The 23,233-nt window shown below is 56.4% G+C and carries 22 protein-coding genes; 19 read left to right on the top strand and 3 right to left on the bottom strand.

Annotated features, from left to right (window positions below; translation table 11 throughout):
- The first annotated feature begins 3 nt into the window (after window positions 1–3).
- The 4 genes from DSCA_RS01420 (at window position 4) to DSCA_RS01405 (ending at window position 5,394) form a co-directional block, all read left to right on the top strand.
- A complete protein-coding gene (locus tag DSCA_RS01420; RefSeq protein ID WP_155314747.1) occupies window positions 4–3,336 on the top strand; it encodes a CHC2 zinc finger domain-containing protein in 3,333 nt (1,110 codons plus the stop codon).
- Window positions 3,337–3,758: 422 nt separating this feature from the next.
- On the top strand, window positions 3,759–4,508 hold the full coding sequence (locus DSCA_RS01415; RefSeq protein ID WP_155314746.1) for a hypothetical protein: 750 nt from the start codon (window positions 3,759–3,761) through the stop codon (window positions 4,506–4,508).
- Window positions 4,505–4,774: an RNA polymerase sigma factor FliA gene (locus DSCA_RS01410; RefSeq protein ID WP_155314745.1), complete on the top strand. Its 270-nt coding sequence runs from the start codon at window positions 4,505–4,507 to the stop codon at window positions 4,772–4,774. The genes DSCA_RS01415 and DSCA_RS01410 overlap by 4 nt, the downstream gene beginning before the upstream one ends.
- Before the next feature lie 89 nt (window positions 4,775–4,863).
- Complete coding sequence (locus DSCA_RS01405) at window positions 4,864–5,394, top strand: hypothetical protein (protein WP_155314744.1); 531 nt, start codon at window positions 4,864–4,866, stop codon at window positions 5,392–5,394.
- Between the two features lie 311 nt (window positions 5,395–5,705).
- Here the strand turns inward: DSCA_RS01405 and DSCA_RS01400 are convergent, their stop codons facing one another.
- From DSCA_RS01400 to DSCA_RS01390, 3 genes are read right to left on the bottom strand one after another with little or no spacing between them, the layout of a single operon-like run.
- Window positions 5,706–6,647 carry a tyrosine-type recombinase/integrase gene (locus DSCA_RS01400; protein ID WP_155314743.1) on the bottom strand — a complete coding sequence of 314 codons (942 nt, stop codon included), beginning with the start codon at window positions 6,645–6,647 and terminating at the stop codon, window positions 5,706–5,708.
- Window positions 6,601–7,005, bottom strand: coding sequence for a hypothetical protein (locus DSCA_RS01395; RefSeq protein WP_155314742.1), 405 nt, complete (start codon window positions 7,003–7,005; stop codon window positions 6,601–6,603). Before DSCA_RS01395 ends, DSCA_RS01400 begins: the two co-directional genes overlap by 47 nt.
- Before the next feature lie 30 nt (window positions 7,006–7,035).
- A complete protein-coding gene (locus tag DSCA_RS01390) occupies window positions 7,036–7,227 on the bottom strand; it encodes a hypothetical protein (RefSeq protein WP_155310984.1) in 192 nt (63 codons plus the stop codon).
- Between the two features lie 271 nt (window positions 7,228–7,498).
- Between DSCA_RS01390 and DSCA_RS01385 the strand changes: the two genes are divergently transcribed.
- The 15 genes from DSCA_RS01385 (at window position 7,499) to DSCA_RS01315 (ending at window position 23,228) form a co-directional block, all read left to right on the top strand.
- Window positions 7,499–9,025, top strand: a complete 1,527-nt coding sequence (locus DSCA_RS01385; RefSeq protein ID WP_155314741.1) for a terminase large subunit domain-containing protein — start codon at window positions 7,499–7,501, stop codon at window positions 9,023–9,025.
- A gap of 127 nt (window positions 9,026–9,152) precedes the next feature.
- A complete protein-coding gene (locus DSCA_RS01380; protein ID WP_231716350.1) occupies window positions 9,153–10,769 on the top strand; it encodes a phage portal protein in 1,617 nt (538 codons plus the stop codon).
- Window positions 10,766–12,352 carry a phage minor head protein gene (locus DSCA_RS01375; RefSeq protein ID WP_155314740.1) on the top strand — a complete coding sequence of 529 codons (1,587 nt, stop codon included), beginning with the start codon at window positions 10,766–10,768 and terminating at the stop codon, window positions 12,350–12,352. The genes DSCA_RS01380 and DSCA_RS01375 overlap by 4 nt, the downstream gene beginning before the upstream one ends.
- 158 nt (window positions 12,353–12,510) lie before the next feature.
- Complete coding sequence (locus DSCA_RS01370) at window positions 12,511–16,365, top strand: DNA adenine methylase (protein WP_155314739.1); 3,855 nt, start codon at window positions 12,511–12,513, stop codon at window positions 16,363–16,365.
- A 15-nt stretch (window positions 16,366–16,380) separates the two neighbouring features.
- A complete protein-coding gene (locus DSCA_RS01365; RefSeq protein ID WP_155314738.1) occupies window positions 16,381–16,743 on the top strand; it encodes a hypothetical protein in 363 nt (120 codons plus the stop codon).
- A gap of 19 nt (window positions 16,744–16,762) precedes the next feature.
- The gene (locus DSCA_RS01360) at window positions 16,763–17,626 is read left to right on the top strand and encodes an HK97-fold major capsid protein (RefSeq protein ID WP_155314737.1); all 864 of its coding nucleotides are present in this window, start codon (window positions 16,763–16,765) and stop codon (window positions 17,624–17,626) included.
- Window positions 17,627–17,641: 15 nt separating this feature from the next.
- On the top strand, window positions 17,642–18,013 hold the full coding sequence (locus tag DSCA_RS01355; RefSeq protein WP_155314736.1) for a hypothetical protein: 372 nt from the start codon (window positions 17,642–17,644) through the stop codon (window positions 18,011–18,013).
- Window positions 18,000–18,452: a hypothetical protein gene (locus DSCA_RS01350; protein WP_155314735.1), complete on the top strand. Its 453-nt coding sequence runs from the start codon at window positions 18,000–18,002 to the stop codon at window positions 18,450–18,452. The genes DSCA_RS01355 and DSCA_RS01350 overlap by 14 nt, the downstream gene beginning before the upstream one ends.
- Window positions 18,449–18,811, top strand: coding sequence for a hypothetical protein (locus DSCA_RS01345; protein ID WP_155314734.1), 363 nt, complete (start codon window positions 18,449–18,451; stop codon window positions 18,809–18,811). The genes DSCA_RS01350 and DSCA_RS01345 overlap by 4 nt, the downstream gene beginning before the upstream one ends.
- Window positions 18,801–19,286 (top strand): phage virion morphogenesis protein, encoded by a 486-nt coding sequence (locus DSCA_RS01340; RefSeq protein WP_155314733.1) that lies wholly within the window; start codon window positions 18,801–18,803, stop codon window positions 19,284–19,286. The genes DSCA_RS01345 and DSCA_RS01340 overlap by 11 nt, the downstream gene beginning before the upstream one ends.
- Window positions 19,287–19,357: 71 nt before the next feature.
- Entirely contained in the window at window positions 19,358–19,906 is a 549-nt protein-coding gene (locus DSCA_RS01335; protein ID WP_155314732.1) for a hypothetical protein, read from the top strand.
- Between the two features lie 16 nt (window positions 19,907–19,922).
- On the top strand, window positions 19,923–20,201 hold the full coding sequence (locus DSCA_RS01330; protein WP_155314731.1) for a hypothetical protein: 279 nt from the start codon (window positions 19,923–19,925) through the stop codon (window positions 20,199–20,201).
- Window positions 20,202–20,204: 3 nt separating this feature from the next.
- On the top strand, window positions 20,205–22,061 hold the full coding sequence (locus DSCA_RS01325; protein WP_155314730.1) for a phage tail sheath C-terminal domain-containing protein: 1,857 nt from the start codon (window positions 20,205–20,207) through the stop codon (window positions 22,059–22,061).
- An 11-nt stretch (window positions 22,062–22,072) separates the two neighbouring features.
- Window positions 22,073–22,534, top strand: coding sequence for a phage tail protein (locus DSCA_RS01320; RefSeq protein ID WP_155306459.1), 462 nt, complete (start codon window positions 22,073–22,075; stop codon window positions 22,532–22,534).
- A 16-nt stretch (window positions 22,535–22,550) separates the two neighbouring features.
- A complete protein-coding gene (locus DSCA_RS01315) occupies window positions 22,551–23,228 on the top strand; it encodes a T4 family baseplate hub assembly chaperone (RefSeq protein WP_155314729.1) in 678 nt (225 codons plus the stop codon).
- The last annotated feature ends 5 nt before the right edge of the window (window positions 23,229–23,233 follow it).

The following is a 23,233-nucleotide window of genomic DNA, read 5'->3' as shown; positions in this document are numbered from 1 at the left end:
GGAATGGCATCGGAGCAATCGAATAACGTCAAGGAGTATTATCGACTCGTCACCGGGATCGACATCGGCCTCGTGGCGAGAGAACTTTTGGGCGGCAGAGTCGTGCAGGAGTCTGCCAACCTTCTTCAGTGCGATTGCCCGAACCACAAGAGCCAGTCTCATCGGTCGCTTCATGTCATGCTGGACAAGCAGGGATGGTACTGTTTCGGCTGTGGCTTGGGCGGCGATGTATTGCAGTTGGTGGAGTTCATCAATGACGGCGTGGTAACGCGGGGTCAATCCGGTCCCATGCCGGAAAGCCACCAGGGTGCCCGCGATTTCCTGGCCGTCAAGGCGGGTCTTCCCTCGTTATCCAGCTATGGGTTGTCTCCGGAGCAAATGGCGGAAGCTGAAGCGGCGCGGAGTCTGGAGCTGCGTGTTCAATCCGCACTGACCCACCTCGCTTCGTTCTATCACCATCGGCTCAAGGAAAACCCCGAGGTTTTTCAATGGCTCCATTCTCAGTACGGGATCACGGATGAGACCATCGAGAGCCTGCTGATCGGCTATGCGGACAACAATGGAGATACGGAAAACCGTGAAGGTGTCATCGCCACCCTGACCAACAAGGATCACGGCTTCAGCTTGCGGGAGCTATCCGCGACGGGCGCGTTCCGCCCGACTGGACAGGACGGCCTTTTTCCATTCTTTGAAAAACGGATCGTATTCCCTTATTGGAGCCGCGGTCGCGTGGTCTTCATGATCGGCCGCAAAACGCCGTGGACTCCGGATCGGAACTGGGAACATGGCAAATACAAGAAGCTCCCGGTCCATAACGACAGCTCGAACAAGCACATCGCCCCCTGTATCAACAACGGCTATCTCTTCAACGAGGATTGTCTTCTCGCCAATCCTGAGCGGCTGATCATCACCGAGGGTGTCACCGATTGCATTTCACTCATGGAGCATGGGTTCGCAGCGGTGTCGCCGGTCACGGTCCGTATCCGGGCCGCCGACTGGGAACGGCTGCTTCCGCGCCTGCGCACCGTCAAGACCGTCTACATCTGCCAAGACAACGAGATTTCCCAGGCCGGATTGCACGGTGCGCTTAAAACCGCGTCCGTTCTCGCCGGGTACAAGATCCAAACCAGGCTGGTGGTCTTACCCCTTGATGAGCATCGGGAAAACGCACGAAAAGAGCTCAAAGAGCGTTTCGGTCTGGATACCGCGGTGGGTCCGCGAGATCTCACCAAGCGTCTTGCCGGACGCCCGGAAAAAGAGATCAAGGAAGCTAAAGAACTTCTGGCCGCGGCCAAGATCGATGTCAACGATTATTTCGCCGCCGGGCACACCGCAACGGATTTCGAGGGACTTATCGCCGAGGCAAAGATGCCGCTGGAGTTCGGGATTTCAAGCCTGCCCGCCGACGTGTCCGAGGAGGAAAGAAATCGGTCACTGGAGCCGGTGTTACGCGAAGTGGCGCAGCTTGTTCCTCTGGAGCAGAACCGGCATTTAAAACTCATCCAGGAGCATTTCGGGAAATCCAATCTCTCCCTCGCCGTTCTGCGCGACCAAGTTCGCATGCTACAAAAGGAAAAACGCGCTCAGACCAAGCAGGAAAAGAAACGGGAAAAACGAACACCATGCGCGCCAGCCGGCTCCTGCCGGGCCCGGATAGAGCAGATCATGTTTGAAACGGAGGAGGAATCCGGATCGCCGGATTATCCCCGCGTGGCCGAGGCCGCTTACGACTGGTTCACCGCCAATGGAGCCCGTTTCTTTCGCACGCCACAGGGCGAGCCGTTCATGTTTTTCGAGGACGCCATATTCTGGATGGACACCTCGGACCGGGGGCGCAAGAGGCTCTACTCCTCGGTCATCTACAAACATACGGGGCTTGTTCAGACCACCGGCGGCGGCCGGACCTTCTACGAGGTGCTGGCGAACCTCGCCGTCGAGCGAGGCCCGGTTCGGGACCACTTTTCGTGGCTGCACACCAACGTGGGCGACTGTACGGTGTATTTCAACCTCAACAATCCCAACCATGAGATAGCCAAGATCACACCGGGCGGTATCGAGATACTCAAGAACGGCGGAAACGCCGACGGAGTGATCCTGGACAGCTCCCGCAAGCTGGAGCCCATCCGATTTCTGCCTGATGCCGACCCGGACGCGGCCGACCAATTGCTGAGCGAACTCATCCTCGGCAATATGACCTGTCCACCGGGCGACCGTTACCTGATCCTTTCCTGGCTGTCCTGTTTTTTGCTGATCGACTTCGCTGGGACACGACCGATGACACGCTTCGAAGGTCCGGCCGGCTCGGGCAAGACCACGGCCAGCAAATTGATATCGGCGCTGCTTTATGGCGAGCCCCAGCAGAAGAAGAGCACCGACGCGGCCAATTACACCGACGGTTCGCAGAATCCGCTCATCGTCCTCGACAACATTGAAGTCAAACAGATGACCGAGGACCTGACAACCTTCATCCTCACCAGCATCACCGGGATCGCCAAGGAAAAGCGCAAAAGCGGCACCGACACCGAGACTGTCATCGAGCGCACCAAGTGTTTGCTGAACACCACCGGTATCGAACCACTCGGAGGCGAATTGGCGGAGATACTCTCTCGATCCTTTATCATCCGCTTCGACCTGGACGAGCAGGCCAGTGACTGTTTTCTGGAGGCAAAGGTTCTGGCAGCCATTCGCGAACACCGGGATCTGATCATCTCGGCGCTGATGAAGCGAACGCAACAGGTTCTGGCCATGATCAACGCCGGGGGACAGGAGAAGGTCATGCGCCTTCTTCACAAGACTCTGGGTAATCACGGCAAACGCCGCTGCAACGACTATCTCAGCCTGATGTACTTGATGATGCTGGCCGGTGAACCCCAGGAAGAGATCGACCAGGCGCTTGAAACCATGCCCCGGCAGTTTCTCGACCGGATCGCTTCGCTCAACAGAATCAGCATGGAAACAGCCCGGGAATCAAATCCTATCGCCACGGTCCTGGCAGCGCTCTTCAAGGCTTACCGCCACGCGTTGGAGGCCGACCGGGAAAGTACCGCGCTCAATGTGGCAAAGACCAACAAAGCCGCCTTCCTTGAACGATATCAACTGGATTTTCTGGACGAGGAAACCATCAAGGATGCCCTGGCTCGCGACCTCTTCATCGCCATCAAAAGGCTGGCCAAGGATTTTGGCCTGTCCTTCCACATGAACTCCGTTCAACAATTCGCCCAACGGTTCTCGAACGACCTGGACACCATCCGGCAGGTCGGGTTCGATATTACGGTCAACCGGCCCAATCATTCCGTCCGGCGCACCGCCACCTACGACATCACCTACATCGCCTGATCACCTTTTCTTTCCCGGAACGATATTGCGAAGGGTACCCTTCGCATACCCTTATATACCTTCGCAGCTTTAACGTCCGTTATTTCAAACAGTTGCGCCGATTGTGCGAAGGTGCGAAGGGTTTCAGGGGTCCGCACCCTTCTGTCGAAAAAAAATATCACACGTCTTACCGGTCAGACATTCTCCGATCTACCCGTGTTTTTTTCTGTCCGCACGAGAGTAATACCTTCTACACCCTTCGCACCTTCACCTTCTATTTATCTTATCTATCTATCTTATCAATCACTTACAGCACTGCGAAGGTCCCTGCGAAGGTGTTTAGGACGGCAGGATACCTTCGCACCTTCGCAATCCGGCGGTATCGCGTTCGCTCCGGTATGTAACGGGAAGAACAGTAAATCCCAACTTCCGGAGATGCGCCTATGAGTTTGATGAAAACGATGATCGCTCACCTCGGCAAGGAGGATGAGTGCCCCGTTCAGAGCCCTGATCCGCCGGTCGAGGAAGTATCCGTTGTTCCAGAAGTCCTTTGCGTGGCTACCGATCTGGAGTCTCGACACCTCGAATACGAGGAAGGCGGAAATCGGGATATCGAATACGAAGGAAAAATCTATCGCCGTCTCGATCCCGAATATTTCGCCTGGCTTCGTTCCAGGATGGCGGCCGCCGGTAACGCTCATAAGGTCGGCAAACTATCGGACAACCGATGGAACCTCCTGCGGGAACGATTCAACCGGATACAAAAGTTGGCTATCGAGGAGTTCGGTGAAGACGCCCTGCAGGAGGCCATACGCGGCATGAATCCGAGGACCTACCAGGTTCCTGCCATACATCAAGAAAAAGACTGGATTTATCCCGCGGAAGAAGCCTGGAAGTGTAAGCAGCCGGTGACTTCTCGGGCTGTAGCCAAGGTTGACGCCATTCGCGATGAAGCCATGGCCTGCGGTTGGTCCGAAGCCCGGCTGTATCAGAACCAGGGACGGTTTCGGTTTCCCTGCGGCCAGGATTACGGACTGGTCTGCTTTGTCGATGAGGACCGGGAAATCGGAGCGGTTACAAAACAATCCATCGAGATCATCCATGGCGCTAACACGCCGCGTCCCAGCACGCTGCGGTTTCACAACCCGGACGTTTCGCAGCCATGGTTAAAGAAAGTGGAGACTGACAAATGAAAAGATACGCCAACGCGGGAAAGATTCTGCCCAAGGAACTGCTCGAGGATGTCCAGAAATATCACACCGGCGTGCTTTGGATTCCATGCCCAAGCCGGTTTTACAAGGAGCGCCGTCAACTCGTCATCGCCCTTCATGAACAGGGTGTCAATACCAAGGAGATCGCCCACCTGGCCGGCGTCACCACCCGACGGGTCAATCAAATCCTCGCCAACCGCAGAAGAGAGTCCGAGATCCGACAGGTTGAAACGGCTTCCGGTAAGTAATCGTGGGGACATCCGTGAGGCTGCGACAGGGGGCGAAATTCGCCTCCCGCCCCGAACCCCGAAGTGCCAAAACGAAAACGGCGGAGATCATGGCTGACGACAAGGCAGAAAACAAGATTGGAAAACAGGATGCGGGTCAGCTCGACCGCTGGCACCGTAACGCGGCATCCGAAGAGGAGGTGCGCAGTTCGGCTAAGGCACGCGTCGGCTCGGGAGCGCTTCCTGGTAACCAGAACAGCTTGCGCCACGGCATCTATGCCGACCGGTTCCTCTCACCCGAGGAGCGTCCGTTGTTCGAGACCATCATCGGCCAACTCTATCAGGACTTTGTGTTCAACAAGAGCTCTGACTTCATGCAGGTCGAATTGGTGGCCGTCTACTTTCTCAAGCTGGGCCGGGCCCAGGAATCCGGCGACTGGGACGCCGCGGAGAAGCTCGACCGCATGATCCGCTGTCATCTCAAGGACCTGAAGGCCACCAAGATCGCCCGCGAGGGTGAAGCCGCCAAGGGACCGGAAACCACTCCGGCCGAATGGGCCACCGCCCTGCTTGAAAAACTGGCCGAGTCACAAAAGAAACCAACCAAGAAGTCGGCTAAGAAAAAGAAAACGCAGAAATAATGTCGGATAACACCAGAGCCATCCAGAAAAGAGAGCGCCAGTCACGCGGATTTACGGCGCTTCAGTTTGCCGGAATGTCAGATAAGACGTGTTCTCTGACATTCCGAAAGCCGCAGAAACGGGAAACATCAGTCAATCATTTTTTCCCATCACCCATGATGCTGCGCAGTAATGATCCAATCATGATCCTGAATTGTGTTCAGGCGCGTCACTGTGAGCCTACTGTCACTCAATACTGTCATTGCCTTCTTGGAGCCTGGAACGAGAACGCGGTCCCGAAGGACCGCCGTATTCCCGGACCGGAAGACCGGTCACAGCCTTTCGATGGCGTCTTCGAGCACCCCGTCCACAAGGTGGGTGTAGATCTGAGTGGTAGACAGGTCGCGATGCCCGAGGGCGCGCTGGACAACCAGGATGTCGCCGGTTCGGCTGTAAAGGTGGGTGGCGAACGTGTGCCGCAGCGAATGCGGAGTAAGCTGCTTTTCGATCCCCGCGGCCTTGAGCCAGTGCTCAAGCCTTCGGGCAACCTGACGCTCACAAAGGCGTGTTCCGCGGTTAGAGAGGAACAGCGCCCGGCATTCCCAGTCACCCTGACGGCGGCGTTCTTTCAGGTAACCGCGTAGGAGGGATCGAAGTTTGGACTTCAAGAATTTCACCTGTGGAACATCACCCTTGGCGCGAACGTGCAAATGCTTGGCGTCAAGGTCAACGTCATCGATGTCCAGGTCGACAAGCTCCTGCAGCCTGATTCCTGTGCCGAGGAACAGCTCAATGACGGCCCGGTCCCGGATGGCCAATGTCGAAGACCGCCCGCGAAGTTCCTTGAGCAGTCTTCGCTTCTCAGCCTCAGTCAAAAAGGATGGTGGTGTGCGTGGAATCCTGTGCAGCGTCACCGACCTGGCTGGATTCTCCGAAGCTTGGCCTGTCTCCTCCAGCCACGTGAAGAAGGACCTGACCGCCGCTTTGAAGCGGTGGAGTGAAGCCGGTGAGCGAGGCGTGTCTGAAACAGTGCGCAAAACCGCCGGTGCCGTCAACGCCTCATCGATCATACCTGTCGTCACCCCATTGACAGCAATTCCCGGATGCCGGACCGAGAGCACCCCCGCGAAGCATTTCAGGTCTCGCATGTATGCATTGATTGTGTTCGGCGAGCGACCATCGGCGGCGAGCCTTCTGCCGAAGGCTTCCACCGCCTGCCCAAAAGGCTCAGGCCTGGGCAGGAGTTGGAGCGGAATGTTGGCTGTGTTCGTCATTTTTCTTGTCTCCTTTCTTTACGCTCCGGCCCATGGGGGTTCCCTTGGGCAGAGGCAGTTTATCGATGCGACCGGTCTCTTTAGCCCAGATAAGGAACATGCGCAGCACACGCTTGGTTTTATCCACCGTGGGCTTGGCCCGTTCCTTTCCGTTTTGCAGTTTCAGGAGCACATCGGATTTGAAGAATTTCCCAACGTGGGGAACGAGGATGCTGGTGAGCTTTCGCTCAGCACCGAAGAAGGCTTCGATCTGTTCGAAATCCTTTCCATAGGTGTAGATGGTCCGCTCCGTCTTGCCCTGGGTCCTCAGATGTTCAATGTAGGCCTTCGCGGCCTCGTGCAGTGTAGATTCCATCATAATAGTACCTCCTTTTTTGTTTGTGATGGTTTATCCAAGGAATTCATCGATCTGGCTAAGCAGCTCTTCAACATGGCCAAGGTCGCCAACGTGACCCCAATGAACGGATTCCCCGGCATGCCGTCTCAGCTTTCTCTGGATGCTGACCATCAGTTTTGTGATCTCTTCCTGTTTTTTTCGATATGCCTTCTGGGCGTCTTTATTGCTGGTTCTGCGGTGCATGGCTTGTCTCCGTTATTGTTTGTAAATTTCTATAACACATTGATTTACAACGTTATTGCACATCCACATACAGGCTTCGTGTGCGAAGGAAGTCAAGGCGTATTCACAGGTTACTTAAAGAATGTACAAGTATTTGCAGTGAGAGGACGGCATTCATGAAAAAGGAATTGGAGCTTATATTGCGGGCCATCGTAGTTGCGATTTTAGCAGCCTCCCTGGCCATATTAGTTGAAACGGTACCGTGGGCATTTTTTGTAGCGAGGTTGGCTTGATGGCGCGGATATCCGCCAAGGACCGTAAGCTGGCTCAGACTCTGGCCGACCCCGTGCTCTGGGGTCAGGCATACCTGGGCAATCGCGACGGCAGCCGAAGAACATACTGGCCGCACCAGGTGGAGGATCTGCTGTGCCCGGACAAGAACATCATCCACCTGGATGGACGTGACGTCGGCAAGAGTGTCTGCATCGGTACCGACGCGCTCCACTTCGCCTTTACCACCCGTGGAGGCCAAGGACTGATCGCCGCACCGCACCAGGGGCATCTCGACAGTATTGCCGAGGAGATCGAGTTCCAATTGGACACTAACCCGGATCTCATGGCCAGTATCGCTCTGAGCAAATACGGCAAACCCAAGATCCATCGCAAACCATACTTCCGGCTCGAATTCACCAACGGCACCATTCTCTATTTCCGCCCGGCCGGAGCATACGGCGACGCGTTTCGCTCACTTCACGTCGAACGTGTCTGGGTGGATGAAGGGGCCTGGCTCACAGAGCGGGCGTGGAAGGCGCTGCGTCAGTGTTTGAAATCCGGAGGTAAGCTGCGAATCTATTCCACACCGAACGGGATGCGGAACAGCACATACTATCGCCTGACCACCTCAACGCAGTTCAAGGTGTTTCGATGGCCCTCCTGGCTCAACCCGATATGGTCTGAGGAACGCGAAGCGGAGCTGTTGGAGTTTTACGGCGGCCGGGACAGCGCCGGGTGGCAGCATGAAGTGGCCGGCGAACACGGCAAGCCGTCGTATGGGGCCTTCAATATTGAATATCTGAATTTCTGCCGCCAGGAACTTCTGGAATATCAGAAAGTGATTATCACGGGCGAAGAGCTGAGTGGTTGCGATACCGAAGAAGAATCGCACGATCGGCTGGAGGCGCTACTCAATCTTGTACCCCAGACAGGCGTGTTCTGGATCGGCGGCGATCTTGGTTACACCAACGATCCGACCGAACTCGTCGTGTTCCAGGAGCTGGAACTGGGCGAGCGCCGAATCATTAAACTCGTCCTACGCGTTCATATGAAACACGTGGCTTACCCGCACATCGCCCAGACCATCGCGCTGCTGGACCGATACTACACCGCCACCGGCATCGGGGTGGACAACGGCGGCAACGGTCTGGCCGTGGTGCAGGAGCTTCACACACTGGACAAATACAAAGATCTCCAACTGGAGGGTAGATTGCGCGGCTACGATTTCGGAGGGATGACGACCCTGGCCGTGCGGGATGGGAAAGAGGTAAGAAAGCGCACCAAGGAGTTCATGACCAGCCTCATCAACGGAGCGCTCCAGCGTCGGCGAATTGTCTTTCCGGCGGAGGACCTGGAATTGGAGGATCAATTCACCACCCACACCTACACGCTGCGTGATGGCCGGGTTATCTATTCCAAAGGCAACGACCACATTATCGATGCCGTCCGCTGTGCTCTGCTGGCCCGGGAACAGGCCAATCTCGATCAGATCGGAGAGGAGACCGTTTCCCTGATACCTATCCTGACAGACCCGGTGTTTATCTGAACCGACATCACATACCCGCCCAACCGACGTTTCTTCCCCGCCTCCGGTAGATAACCCCAGGACGAGCTTCATCTCGCCACACGGCGCAGATGTCGCACCCGCAGGCCAAGAATACGCGAGGATACTGGTGGAGAGACAAAACGAGCGCACAACTTCAGATGAAATCGCCACTACCGCCGATGGCAACGGTCCCACTACCAATTCATCAACCGATGGATTGGTAATCGCACCTCTGGCTACGGCGGCGGCCCTGGACCCTTCGGTCTTCAGCAAGGTAAACGCAACTGAGGCCATACCCGCAACCTGGGAGGAACGGGCGCGCAAGGCTTGGGAGTATTACATCGAAGAGCCGCTGGTTAAAAACTGCGTCAACTCCTGGCGTACCTTCGCTGTAGGCGATGAAATCAAAATTACCAGCGACGATGAGAATGTGAAGAACGATGCCGCTTCCCTGGCCGACCGGCTGAACATCTCCGCATTCGTCAAGGACATGATTCTCCAACTGTTGGTCAAAGGCGACGCCGTCGGGTTCAAGCGCTACACCAAAAACGGTAAGGATCTGGAAGAGGTCATATGCGTCAATCCGGTTTCCGTGAAGGTCAAGTATGCCCAGGGACAGATGATGGAGGCCCGCCAGTTTCCTGACGATAATCCCGGAATCGGTGAAGGTCTGGAACTGCCGGTCGATCAGGTACTCCACCTCAAATGGGACGCGCCTTCATTTTCCCCACGGGGCAACTCGCTGGTCCTGCCCGCCTTCCAGTCCATTGAATTGTTGCGTGACTACCGCCGGGCTGAACAAGCCATCGCCAAGCGTTGGGCCACACCATTCCGCCTGCTCAAGGTCGGCGGCGCTTTCGGCCAAAAGATGGTCATGCCCGATCAGAAGATGCTGGAACAAGTCCGCAACATGGTCAACAAGATGGACCTCAAAAGCGGGTTGGTCGTGCCTTTTTATGTCACGGTCGAAACTCACGGCACCGAGGGGCAGGTCCTCAACGTTGAAGACAAGGTCAAGGAGGTAAAGGAAGATATTATCGTGGCCCTGGGGCTCTCGCGTTCCCTGGTCACCGGTGACGGTCCGAATTTCGCCACCGCCTCGGTGAGTCTCCAAAAGATGCTCGTGATGATCCGGGAGATCAAACAGGCCGCACGGAACATTCTTGCCTGGATTTTCGACGACTGGGCGGAGCTTAAAGGTTACGAAGACAAGACACTCCAGTTCCTGTTCAACGACCTCGATCTCTCGGACGCGGTGGATGTCAAGCGTCTGCTCATCGAGCTCTACGACCGCAAACTGATCAGCCGCTCCAGCCTCCAACTAAAGATGGACCTCGATCCGGATATCGAATCGGCCAACCGTGAAAACGAGAAACGCTCGGTGGACCTGCTGGATGAAAAACAGGTCAAGCCCATCGCCGACATGGTCTTGGCGGGAATCATGGGTGTTGAGACCGCACAAGAGATGCTCGGTCTCGACCCGGCAAAGAATCCCACCGGAAGCCGGACGGAGGCGTCTTGGGCTGGTCCTTTCGCCCGGGGTGATAGAGGGGATGCCGTCTGTGACGACTGCGCGCATTTCGATGACGAACGCAACCACTGCCGTGTCCAGCGAAACGAAACCACCTTCGACACCCCGGTGTGCCGCTTCTTCGACTCCAAGACCGTTCCTTCGGAAATCCCATCCGATCAGGAAGGTGAAGTGCCAGAGCAGACGACGGCTTGCCGGGAGTGCGAGAAATGATTGGTGCGCTCGCAGCGAAGAAACCTGTTTCCCAGGCCGAGGCCATCCGCCGGGCCACAGAGAAAAGCGTGCGAGCAAGGAATCTGTACACGGAGCAGACGGTCGCCGAATTAACCGCCATGCTCACCGACGCCGAAGACGAGGTGCGTCGGGCCATTCTCAGATATAAAAGCCTCGGCTCACTTCCCGACAACAAGCTGTCCGCTGTCGAAGGACTCAAGAAGCTCCAGGCCGATATCCGTGAAACCACATCCCGGCTTCACCAGGACCAGACTTTACTTTTCCGAAAGACGGCGAAGGCTTCCTTCCGCCAGGGCATCTACCGCGGCATCGATGAATTCGCTGTAGCCCAGTTGCCGTTTTACCGTGACTTGACTCCCAATGGCATCGACAAGCTCGCCACCCGCGTCTTCACCCTTGTCAACACCGACGCTCTCGATTTCATGACCAACTACAACATGGTGCTTGCCGGAGACGTCCACCGCGAATTGGCTGACGGTATCAAACGGACCGTGATGAACGGTATCGCCACCGGCAAAGGTGTCGAAGACATCGCCCGCGATCTCGGACGTGTTGTGAAGGACCCGGAATCCTTCCGCCACGCGGGTTCCAAAGTGTTCACCAAGGCTCAGTACCGTATGGAGGTAATCGCACGCACTGAGGTGCTGAGGGCCCATAACCAGGGGCGGATCAAATTCCACGACCAGGTCGGTGTTCGCAAGCTCGAATGGATGACCATGGAGGATGAGCGGGTCTGCCCGATCTGTGGCCCGCTGGACGGAAAGGTTTTCGATACAGGCAGGTTTCCCCGTCAGCCCGCCCATCCCAACTGTCGCTGCACCAGCGTGGTGGCTTGGCCGCTGGTGATTTGCGGTGGTGAGTTGGGCGCGAAGGCTGCGGCTGAACCTGATGCATGCATCCTCCCTCCCCAGGCCATCGAAAAACAAGCAAAGGCGAAGTCCAAGGAGGACACCAAGCTAAAGGCCGCCTTCGAGAGCGGGAAGGTCGCGGACCTGAAAACCCTCACCGTGAAGCAGCTCCAGACCCTATCGAAGCAAAACGGCGTCTCCATCGCCCGCACCAAGGCCGACTTCATCAAACTGCTCGACCAGGTCGAGCCGGGCTTCGACCATTCGGATCTCACCGGAGCCGTACTGAAGGCGAAGCTAAAAGAACACAAAATCGGCCTGCTGCGAACCAAGGATGACCTGGTTAAACTCCTGGCCAAGAAGCAAAGGGCACTGAAAAAGGCGCAGATTGTATCCGAGCGCTTGAAAAAAGGTGAAGGACTTCATGTACTGACTATGGACGAACTGCAGGAGGTTGCCCGGACAAAGGGCGTTTCAATCTACATGATAAGACAGGACGTGATCGACTTGCTCGATAAGCTGGAACCAGAAGTGGACCATTCTGGACTCAAAGGCAAGTCCCTGATTGAAGCCCAGCAAAGATATCACATCGCCACGACCAAGAATAAGCAGCAACTTATCAAGGCGATTGAAAAAGCGGCAAGAGAGGAAGCCGCTCAAACGGTTACCAGAGAAGCTCTGAAAACGATTAAGATTCCCAAAGGAACCGCGTGATCCATTTATACGACTGAGATTCGCGCTCCTCATCCCATCCCGGCCATCTTCCCGACACTTTTCGACGGCCTCCGGTAGGTATCCAGCGACAGGGCTTTCTTGCACCCGCTCCGCGGGGCGGAGAGCTGAAGATTGTCGCGACATGACCGGAGATACGAATGGAGCTTTTTGCCACCGACCGTGACCGACTGGCGTTTCTGCTTGAGACTGATGCCGCTCTTGATCTGGACTTCGAAACCCTTGAAGCCCAGGCCAAGGAGGCTGTCACAGATGAGGCGTCACCGGCCAAACGGCCAAAATACATCACCAATTACATCGGCTCGAAGCAAAAGCTGGTCGACTGGATCTGGAAACACACGCCGGAAGGTGTGGGCTCCATTCTGGACGCGTTTTCAGGTTCGGCTGTCGTGGCTTATATGTACAAGACCAAGGGATTGCGTGTCCTGGCCAACGACCGGCTTCGTTACTGTTATCACGCGGCTCGGGCCATCGTTGAAAACCGCAATGTCCGTCTCACCGACGAGGAACTGGAAGCGCTCCTGGCCGGCAACGCCAAGGCGGGTTCCTTTATCCGCAACAATTTCAAAGGGATATTCTTCGCCAAGGGCGTCCACGGACTGATCGACACCATCCGGGCCAATATAGACAAATTATCCGGGTTCAAGAAGGACATCGCCTTATTCGCCCTGGGCAAGACCTGCATGTCGGGCAAGGGCGGATTCGGCCATTTTTCCTCCTCAACCCGCTACGGAAAACGCGAAGACACTCCGGAAGAGTTCAAGGAGCGGTTCCGCAAGAATGTGGTCCGCATCAACGCGCTTGTTTTCGACAACGGCAAAGAGTGCAAGGCCTACCGGAAGGACGTGAACGGGCTGTTGTCCGAGGTGCGTGTGGACCTGGCCTACTTCGATCCACCGTATGCCACCGAGTTCTCGACCACCAATTACGAGAAGTCCTACCACTTTGTGGAAGGGCTGATGACGTATTGGGACGGTTTGACCCTGGTCGAGGGTTCAAAGACCAAGCACTACAAGACGGACCATCAAACCGTTTCCCGAACCAACGCCAAGGAGTTCTTCGAGACTTTCCTCGGCAACGCCCAGCACATCCCAAACTGGCTGATTTCGTACCGAGACCACGCGTATCCCAATGAGCGGGAGATGCGGGGAATCATAACAACTTACGGTTTCGAGCCGGCGATGCGTTCCCGCGATCACCATTATTCCATCACCTCGCGGCACGGGGACGCTTCCCACGCCAAAGAGCGGCTTTTTATCTGTAAACACAGTAAAGGTCGGTCCGCAAAAGCGGATGCCGCTGCTGAAAACATCAAAACACAGGCGGTCTGGGAAGAGACCGAAAACGAGATCCGCTACCATGCCAAGGACCCGAAGCAATTCGAGCCCGACAGTTTTCGGCATAAGACGCTCGAGGGCGTCGACGGAGTCTCCATCATAATCGGCAGATTCAAAAAGGAATTCGTTCCCGAAGACGATAATCCCCGCTCAATGGTGCTCCAGGCCTACCGGTTTGTTCGTAAAACCGAGCGCAACCCGGACGGTTGGACGATTGAGAAAGCCAAGGAGTGGATCAAGAAACACGAAGCCTCCACGGCGACCGAGGCTGCTCTGCGCGTGGAAGAAAATATCTGCGCTTTGGCCGATGCGCCACTCGGTGATTCCTTGGACCTGCTGTCTTGCCAGGCGGGCAAGGCGGACACCGTCCGAGTCACCGGTTTTATGGGCAGCAAATACCTGATGCTCGGCTGGATTGAAAGCCAGCTCCCCAAGAACGCTGAGAGTTTTCTCGACGCCTTTTCCGGCGGAGCGAACGTGGCTTACCACTTCAAACGCAAGGGAATGAAGGTTATTGCTAACGACCTGTTGCGGTTCCCTTATCACCTTGCCAAGGCGGTGGTCGAAAATTCCCGCGAGAAGCTGACTGACGAGGATGTGGAGAGGTTACTCGCCCCCAACCCGGACGCCGGCACCTTCATCGTCGATCAATTCTACGGCTATTACTACACCAAGCCGGTGCTCCGTTGGCTCGACCAGGTGTGGGCCAATATCCAGAAGCTTCACGGATATAAGAAAGACCTGGCTCTCGCCGCGCTCGGGAGTACCGTCAAGGCTAAGAGCGCCTTCGGGCAGTTTTCCCGCTCGAAGATGCATCGCAAAGCCGACCTGGAATCCGAGGCGAGCCTGGAACAGTCCCAGCTTTCCAATCCTCCGCTGTCGAAATTTATCGAGTCATTCAAGCGTACCGTCCGCCAGCTCAACAATCTAGTGTTTGACAACGGCAAAGAGTGTAAGGCGTTCAACCTGGACGCGACCGAAGCGGTCCGGCGCTATGGTTCGGATGTCCTGTATCTCGATCCGCCGTACGTGACCGAATTCGGCAGCAACGATTACGAGGATTCCCTTCATTTCATCGAAGGTTTGATGACCCGCTGGGCGGACAAGAAAATTCATTCCAACCCCCGCAAGAATTTCCCGTCCCGCACCAGGTACACCAAGGAATCCATCCGGTCCATGATGGAGACGCTGGCCGCAGACGCCCGTGGCAAGTATGGAACGGTCCTTTTGTCATACCGCGACAGAGCATTTCCTCGTGAAGCGGAAATCCGAGAGATTCTATCCGAGCACTACGGCCTGGTTCGCGTGCGCGGTATGGAGGTGGATTACAACATCGCCAAGGACATCGGCCGGGAAGGAAAACATGCCCGGGAGCTGCTGTTCGTCTCAACTAAACCACGCAGCACATCTCGTTCGTCTGGTTCATCCTCCGCCGCGGCCTGCCACACCTCCTTTCCGGTGGAGATCGATGCGCCTGTGCCGACGGTCCTCAGCGCGGAAGCGCTGGATGTGGTGAAGGAAACCGGTGATCCGCAGTTTACCTTTGTTCTCTGTCGCGCCGGGACCAACAAGAACGGTGACCATTTCACCTCTGATGAACTGGCGGCCCGTTACACCACAGCCGTCAACAAGAAGATCGATCTCAAACATTCCCAGGAATTCACGGACATCGTCGGCGGCATCGTGTCGGCCGACTTCATCGAAGACGAAAACGGCGGGCGAATCGAGTGTGCCGGTGAACTCTTTATCTCGGACAGCCCGCATTCCCAACTGGCCTACAAGCTGATCCGGAAGGGAATCATCACCCAGGTCTCGATGGAATGCGATTACGAAGAGGGTGAGTGCTCCATTTGCGGCAAGCGGGTGCAGTCGAAAAACGACTACTGCATTCACCTGCGCAAACACAAAGGCGGCGCATTCCAGGGAAAGCCCGTCTTTGAGATTCTTCACGGTGTGACATTCACCGGCCTCGGCCTTCTTGACCGCAAGGGCGCTGATGAAAACGCACGTATCACCCAGGTCGCCTCTGAACGGGGCGAGGTTTCCGAAACTCTTAACGAAGGAGGTCCGACGATGGACGAGAAACAAAAAGCGAAAGACGAGGCGGCTGAAGCCGCCAAGAAGACCGAAGACGGCGGTGGTGGCACCACTGATGATAAGGCTCGACTCAAGGAGCTGGAAAAGGAGAACAAGGAGCTCAAACAACAGGTGCTCACCCTGCAAAAGCAGGTGGAAGAAATGGAAGCGGAGCAAAAAGCCGCGGCCAACCGTGCAAGAGCCCAAAAGCTCCTGAGCAAAGTGGAAAAGCACGGCATCACCTTTGATAGCGATGAAGACCGTACGAACGAGTTAACCCGGCTGGCCGGGCTTTCCGACGATGCCTTCAGCGCTACCGAGGACGCCTTTGATCGGATGATCAAGGCGGACGCCGAGAAGGCCAAAGACGGCGGGAATAAACCCGAAAACAACGCCGGGAAAAAGCAGGCGAAAGCGGATGACGAGAGAGACGATCCTCGGATGCGCAGCGACGCGGGCGTGCGACCCAGGGACGTGGACGACGGGAAGAAAAGCCTCGAAGACAAGCTCAAGACCGGCTTCATGGCCGCTTATAACCAACGCGTGGGTCTGATGACCGGCGAACCGGTTCAAACCAATTAATAAGGAGGATAGACCATGCCTTACATCAACCCAAACCATCGCGGCCTCGCTTACGGCGACGGCTACATGCAGGGGGACGGCCAACTCGGTCAGGTGGTGAGGATCGTCGGCGACGATCTGTTCGCCGTGAACACCGATCCGACCATCAAGTCCTTCGGCATTCTGATCAAAGACTACAAGAACGGAGAGATGCCCGGCATTTACTGCATGGGCGGCGTGTACGAGACCGACGCTTTCGAGGGCACCGTCAATCCGGGCGACGACCTGAAGGTTTCGGCCACCGGCGTCCTCACCTCGGGTATTCAATCCGGTGAAGAGGTTATCGCGCGGGCCGTCTCCGTCTCCGGCGGAACGCTGAAGTTCCGGCTTGTCATCTAATTACAGGAGGAGACCTAAAATGGAGAAGACTCAAGTGAACGTACACAGCCAGGAATATATGGAGACCATGGCCCGCCTCATGTCCGAGGCGCTGGAGTCTCCGGAAGGGATGCGGGCTCTGGCCGCCGCCATTGCCGCTCCCATTGAACAGGAGATCAAACGCAAGGAGATTTCATCTCTCCTGCTCACCCGTCATACCCTGCCGAAGGGAGAACGGCCGCTGTACCAGAAAAAGCCGAAAGTTAAGGCCTACTGGATCAGCAACGAGGGCGAGGCCCAAGAGCAGGAGCTGGGAAAGGATGAAGTGGAGTTCCCAACCCACCGCATCCACTCCGCGCCAATGGTCGATGTTTCGGTGCTCAAGAACGGCAACATCGGTACCCTGATGGATATCCAGACATCCGCTGCCGATGAAATCCGCAAAGAGATCGATAAACGGAGCATTACCGTGATCTCGTCCGCGGTTCCGGCGGCCAACACGGTGGAAGTGACCGGCACGAGCCTCACCGAGGAGGCGCTCAACGAGGCGATCTCCATTATCGAGGACATGGAGATGTCGGTGAAGTACATCGTCATGCGAGGCCGGCGGTTCAACGACCTTCGCAGTTGGAACCTCGACCCCCAGACCAAGGCCGAGCTGCGCGCCAAGGGTGTCATCAAGAACTACGGCACCGGCGGTATCCTGCTCACTGCGGCCCAGTCCCTGGACGAGGTTCTCCTTATTCCTGATGAGGAAGTCGGCAAGATGCCGGTGCGCGAAAACATCAAGACCGAGGCTATTGAGCAGAAGACCCGTTTCAAGACCGGTTGGCTGGTATGGTCCGAGCTGGGCCAAGGCATCACGCGTCCGGATATCATGGCAAAAATCAAGGTTCTCGGCTAATGGAGGGGCCTTATTATGTTCAAAGTTAAAAACGTCCGACCGGGAATCCTGGTCATCGCCGATGCTGGACTTCGACTTGAGCCGGGGCGTGTAAAAGAAGTCGAGGAGCTGACACCCCACATGGAACGAGCGATCTCAGCCGGCCTGCTCGCCAGGCCGGAAAAAGATGAAGATCCGCCCACGGACACGAATATCAAACCCAAGGAAGAAACAGACGGTGAGACGGACCTTGACTGGTCAAAACTCCCGGCGGCCGAGGCTATCTCCAAGGTCGGTGGTGAAAACGACACCGCCAGGCTCAAATCCCATCTCGCCAATGAAAAACGACGCACGGTTATCGATGCGCTGAAGAAGCGCTTGGTGGAGGTGGAAGGTGGCGATAGCTGACCTCGTTCTCACGCTTCGCATCGATCTGGCCGATCCTGAAAGCGCTCTTTTCGCGGATGATGTACTTCAGCGGTGCATCCATAAAGGCGTCTACCGCCTGGCCCGTGATCTGGAGATATCGCTATCCGTTGTAGGTGACGAGGTCGTACCGGACCCCGAAGGCGAAACGCGCGAGCTGCTTCTGCTGCTCGGGCAGATACACGCCTGCCAGGTCATGCGTGCGACCACAGCGAACACCTTTTCGTTTTCCAGCGGCGACAAACGGGTCGACAAGACCAAGCAGCCCGAGCATTGGGCGAAACTCGAGGAGGACCTCAAGGCTCTTTACAAGCAACGCCTGAGCGAAATCAAGCCGGGGGCCGCGGCGAGCCCCGAGGACTACATCATTTCGCCTTCTGATATGAAACCGGTCATTTACGAGCAGGGAGGCGACTTGTGAATCTGCTGACCGATAACGAAAAGATCTCGGCGGCGGAAGATGTACAGGACTTGATTCTGGCCTCTGGACAAGAGGCGGTACTGCTTCGAAGTCAACCCGGTGAACGGCTTTACGGTTCGGATGACGCGACATACGAAGAAGTCGGACCGTTCCCTCTGGAGTTTGTGGAGACACCACCGGAAGACCTGAGCAATAAAATCGACGCCGTCGCCTGCGTTTTGCCGGACATGGATATCCGGCAGGAAGACCACATCCGAAGTGAAGCGGATGAGTTTCGTGTTCAGACCATTGAGGATGAGCGTTTGTTCGGCGTGGTGACCCACAAGGTTCTCAAATTGGTTCGTCTCCATGGGAGTTAAGCGATTCGGAGACTGGGACAAGGCCCGGGCGAAATTGGCCAATGCCCCCGGTGCCCGACTGGCCCTGGCGCTTCGTCAAGCGACCATCAAGAACGCCATCCTGCTTGTTCGGGAGATCAAACGCGGCATCCGCAGCCAGGCTCCCGGCGGAAAACCATTCGCCAAACTCGCCGAAAGCACTATCAAACGCAAGGGCTCCAGCAAAGCCCTGATCGATACCGGATTCCTGGTCAACGCCATCACCCAAAAGATCATGGCCGACCGTGCCTTTGTCGGACTTCTGCGAGGCACCGTCAACAAGGACGGTGAGGACATGGTCAATATCGGAGCGGTAATGGAATACGGAGCTACTATCCAACATCCCAATGGAGCGGTGATTGTGATCCCGCCCAGACCGTTTCTCCATCCCACCATGCAGAAATACCGCAAGCGGATTATCGAAAATTACCGGCAGGCCATTCACTCTGTTCTCTGACGACTCCGACACTTCCGCACAGGTTCCGGTAGGTAACAGCCAGAAGAAACCGGATAACCGGAGGTGCATCGTTGGAAACCGTTCGAACAGTTGTTGAAAGCTTTATTCGCCTGACAAAGGCCGAGATCGACCCCGATGCGGTACTCGTGGCCGCGGACGATGTGTTCGAAGTACCCAATGTCCCGAGCCTGATCCTGCAGGGACCAACGCTGATCGAAAACGGCGACCGCCGAACCCAGGCCCGCATGGTGGAAAAAGATGTCCCAAACCTGAGCTATGAAGAATGCCGCTATCCGCGTCTTTACCACCTCGACTTCGATGTCGTCGTCACCGCCGCGCATGAAGGCGAGCTGCTTGATCTCCAGGAAAAAGTCGCCCGTTTTTATCAGCGCCATCCGGTTTTGACCGTGGAGGACCGCGGATCGCTCAATCTCACTGAACTCACCGCCCTGGGCGGTTTGCGCAGAGTGAATCTTTCAGATCTTCGCCAGAGTTCCGGTCGCTGCCGTATCGAAGATTGCCCCGTGTATGACGGGGCTGTTGAAGTCGGTCCGCTCATCAAGGACCGCAAGTTCGAATTCCGTGACGGTGTCGAAGAGGACCGTCTCTACACACCATAAACGAGGAGAAACCAAAATGATTGAAATCAAGAATCTACTTTTCCAACCGCTCACGTTTCACCTCGCGGGCGATGGACAAGGACTGCATCTGAACCCGCGTGAACGCAAATCAATAGGCAATGAACAGCTGTCACCTGAAATCGAAGCCGCGGCAAAGCGGGGGCTGATTTTATTGACCGAGACGGCAAAACCGCCGGAAGCCTCAGCGAAAACAGGCAAGTCTCCCGCGAAAAAGACCAAGACAAAACCAAAGGGCGATGGAACCCCAACGTCCCGGCGCACGAAACGGAGGTAAATCATGGCCACCTATCTTTCCCCGGGCGTTTACACGCGCGAGATCGATTTCAGTTATTACGTCAAACAGATTTCCACATCATCCTGCGGCATGGTGGGTGTGGCCGAACGAGGCCCGATCAACAAGCCCGTGCTGGTCACCAGTTGGGAACAGTTCATCAACAAGTTCGGCTCCTACCTGCAGGCCGGTTATCTGGCCTACGCCGCAAGGGCCTTCTTCGATAACGGCGGCTCGGTTCTCTATGTGAATCGGATCGCCCACCTGACAGATCCCACCGACAAGAGCAGCCTCACCGCCGTGAAATCATCGGTGACGCTGAAGGACCGGCGAGCTGTAGCCGCGATGCTGGAAACCGGCACCGCCGGGACGGATCGCATCACCTGGCTTGCGCGTCAGGCTGGTGTCGATGGAAACGGTATCTCTATAGAGCTCGTCGCTTCGGGAACCGACACACAACTTTCCGTGGATGTTACAGGTCAGGCAATCACCGTCAATCTGGCCACGGACAGCGCCGGCGATCCGGCCGCCACCGCGGACCAGGTCGCCCAGGCAATTGCCGCGAAGCCGGAGGCGGACGCCCTGGTTCAAGCAACCACAGAGGATACGGGCATCGTACAATCGGCAGCGTCCGCGAACCTTGCAGGCGGACAGGACGCCCAGGACACCCTCCGCATGCTCGCGGTTAACGAAGGCGTCTGGGGTGATCGTCTCAGCGTTCAAATTGAGGACGGCACGCTTGATCCTGCCACGGGATTCAATCTCGTCGTCCGATTTAAAGACGAGGTCGTCGAAGTTTTCAAAGACCTGTCCATGGATGAATCGGCGTCGAATCATGTGGAGCTGGCGATCAACGAGCGCTCCGAGTTTATCAGCGTCGAGGATCTCGGCCCCCTGTCCGGCACACCGGATGATCGGCCTGCGAAGGGCGGATTCAGTTTATTCGGCGGCGACGACGGGCTGGTCGATTTGAATGACATCGATTACATCGGAGACCCCTCGCAGCACACCGGATTCTACGCTTTTGACGAGATCGACGCCCTGAACATGCTTATGGCTCCCGGCGTAACCACTGCCAACGTGATTCATGCCGGAATCACCTATGCCGAAAACCGCAAAGACCTGATGCTCGTCGCTGAAGCGCCCATCCATCTTGAACCACTTGAAACAGTCAATTTCCGCAAAGGCCAGGGCATGTATTCGCACGCGGCGTTCAACTCGTCCTATGCGGCCCTCTACTACCCATGGCTTGAGATCAGCGACCCGGTTACCGGCAAGAAAAAGCTGATTCCACCCTCCGGGGCCGTGGCCGGATGTTACGCGCGAAGCGACCAGAAAACCTATGTCTGGTATGCCCCCGCCGGCATCGACCGCGGACGAATCTTCAACGCCCTGTCGCTCGGTTACAAGGCCAGCCGGGGTGAAAGGGACGTGATCTACCCCGAGGGTGTCAACGTGATTGCATCTTTCCCCGACACCGGAATCAACATCTGGGGACAGAAGACCTTGCAGAGTCAACCCTCCGCTCTGGACCGCGTAAACGTCCGGCGGCTGATGATGTATATCGAGGAGGCCATCGCCGAATCCTCTCGTTTCGTGGTCTTCGAACCCAACAATCCGCAGACATGGCGGGCCCTGATCCGGCTGATCAATCCCTTTCTACAGGACATCAAGGACAAGGGCGGGTTCTATGACTTTGCGGTCCAGTGCGACGAGGAAACCAACACCCCGGCGGTCATCGACCGCAACGAGCTGGTGGCCCGCATCTTCGTCAAGCCCACGAAGACGGCTGAATTCATCGAACTCAATTTCGTGCTCACCGCCACCGGGGCCGACTTCAAAGAAATCTTCAAGACAGCGTAAGGAGGTAGCCCATGCGTAGCGGAAATATGCCCAAGAGCCTGTATCAGAACTGGCAGTTCGCCATCGAGGTCAACGGTTTCGATGTGGCGCTCTTCAAGAAAGGCCAGGAGCCCAAGACCGAATTCGAGGAAGTGGCTTTTGCACCGGCCGGTTCAATGTTCGACCAGAAGGTCGCCGGGCGGGTGAAGTTCGAGGACATCACCCTTGAAAAAGGCATCCTGCAGGATGGTTCCGACGAGGCCGCGCGGGAATGGACCAAGAAACAGGTGGATGTCAACGCTGTTGTGGGCGGATTGCCCAACGACTATATGCGCGACATCGACATCGTCCGTTACGACCGCGCCGGGAACGAAACCCGGCGGTGGACCCTGCACGGAGCGTGGGTCAAGGTCCTGGAATACGACGAACTCGAGGGCGCGAACACGGACAACACCATCGAAAAACTCACCATCAGTTACCAGTACTGGACCTGATTCAAGGAGATAAGCCATGCACATATTTGAACTGCCAAGCGGAACTGAAGTCGAGCTCAGAGAAATGACCGGAGCCGAGGAGGAACTGCTTACCAATCAAAGGCTCATCAGGAACGGTGACGCTGTAAACCAAGTGCTCAGGAACTGTACCGTCCGGCTGGGAGAGATCGAGGAGCCGTCTATGAAAGACGTGCTCGACCTTCTGTCCGGAGACCGTCTGTTTATCCTGGTCAAGCTGCGGCAGATATCTCTCGGGGATGAGGCGGAGCTGGAACTGCTCTGTCCCAATACAGCCTGTCGTGCCGCGAACATCGTGACTGTCAACATGGATGATCTGGAGGTTACACCTTACGGTGAAGAACGGGAGTTCACCTTTGACCTGCCCGGTTCGAAACGCAAGGTGCGATTCGGTTATCTGGACGGACAAAAGGAAAAAAGACTGGCCGCGCTCAAAGAACCGTCCATCTCTTCGGCCATGCTGATCCGTCTCATCGACATCGATGGCGCGGCCCCGAGCAAGAAGCTGATGAACGATATGTCCCTGCGCGACCGCAGCGCCCTGCGGCAGGAAATGCTGCGGGTTGACGCAGGCGTCGATACCACCGTGGAGACCGAGTGCGAGACCTGCGGTATCCGTATCCGCACGCGTCTGGAGGCTGAACCGGGTTTTTTGTTCCCCGGAGTTCGCTTGTAAGAGAC

Source organism: Desulfosarcina alkanivorans (assembly GCF_009688945.1).
Taxonomy (GTDB): domain Bacteria; phylum Desulfobacterota; class Desulfobacteria; order Desulfobacterales; family Desulfosarcinaceae; genus Desulfosarcina; species Desulfosarcina alkanivorans.
Note: the sequence above shows the minus strand (reverse complement) of the source record. Positions and strands in the feature narration are given on the sequence as shown.

Bases quoted from the DNA above. Each gene is read 5' to 3' on its own strand.
- DSCA_RS01420 (WP_155314747.1), top strand. From the start codon at position 4: ATGGCATCGGAGCAATCGAATAACGTCAAGGAGTATTATCGACTCGTC.
- DSCA_RS01415 (WP_155314746.1), top strand. From the start codon at position 3,759: ATGAGTTTGATGAAAACGATGATCGCTCACCTCGGCAAGGAGGATGAG.
- DSCA_RS01410 (WP_155314745.1), top strand. From the start codon at position 4,505: ATGAAAAGATACGCCAACGCGGGAAAGATTCTGCCCAAGGAACTGCTC.
- DSCA_RS01405 (WP_155314744.1), top strand. From the start codon at position 4,864: ATGGCTGACGACAAGGCAGAAAACAAGATTGGAAAACAGGATGCGGGT.
- DSCA_RS01400 (WP_155314743.1), bottom strand. From the start codon at position 6,647: ATGACGAACACAGCCAACATTCCGCTCCAACTCCTGCCCAGGCCTGAG.
- DSCA_RS01395 (WP_155314742.1), bottom strand. From the start codon at position 7,005: ATGATGGAATCTACACTGCACGAGGCCGCGAAGGCCTACATTGAACAT.
- DSCA_RS01390 (WP_155310984.1), bottom strand. From the start codon at position 7,227: ATGCACCGCAGAACCAGCAATAAAGACGCCCAGAAGGCATATCGAAAA.
- DSCA_RS01385 (WP_155314741.1), top strand. From the start codon at position 7,499: ATGGCGCGGATATCCGCCAAGGACCGTAAGCTGGCTCAGACTCTGGCC.
- DSCA_RS01375 (WP_155314740.1), top strand. From the start codon at position 10,766: ATGATTGGTGCGCTCGCAGCGAAGAAACCTGTTTCCCAGGCCGAGGCC.
- DSCA_RS01370 (WP_155314739.1), top strand. From the start codon at position 12,511: ATGGAGCTTTTTGCCACCGACCGTGACCGACTGGCGTTTCTGCTTGAG.
- DSCA_RS01365 (WP_155314738.1), top strand. From the start codon at position 16,381: ATGCCTTACATCAACCCAAACCATCGCGGCCTCGCTTACGGCGACGGC.
- DSCA_RS01360 (WP_155314737.1), top strand. From the start codon at position 16,763: ATGGAGAAGACTCAAGTGAACGTACACAGCCAGGAATATATGGAGACC.
- DSCA_RS01355 (WP_155314736.1), top strand. From the start codon at position 17,642: ATGTTCAAAGTTAAAAACGTCCGACCGGGAATCCTGGTCATCGCCGAT.
- DSCA_RS01340 (WP_155314733.1), top strand. From the start codon at position 18,801: ATGGGAGTTAAGCGATTCGGAGACTGGGACAAGGCCCGGGCGAAATTG.
- DSCA_RS01330 (WP_155314731.1), top strand. From the start codon at position 19,923: ATGATTGAAATCAAGAATCTACTTTTCCAACCGCTCACGTTTCACCTC.
- DSCA_RS01325 (WP_155314730.1), top strand. From the start codon at position 20,205: ATGGCCACCTATCTTTCCCCGGGCGTTTACACGCGCGAGATCGATTTC.
- DSCA_RS01320 (WP_155306459.1), top strand. From the start codon at position 22,073: ATGCGTAGCGGAAATATGCCCAAGAGCCTGTATCAGAACTGGCAGTTC.
- DSCA_RS01315 (WP_155314729.1), top strand. From the start codon at position 22,551: ATGCACATATTTGAACTGCCAAGCGGAACTGAAGTCGAGCTCAGAGAA.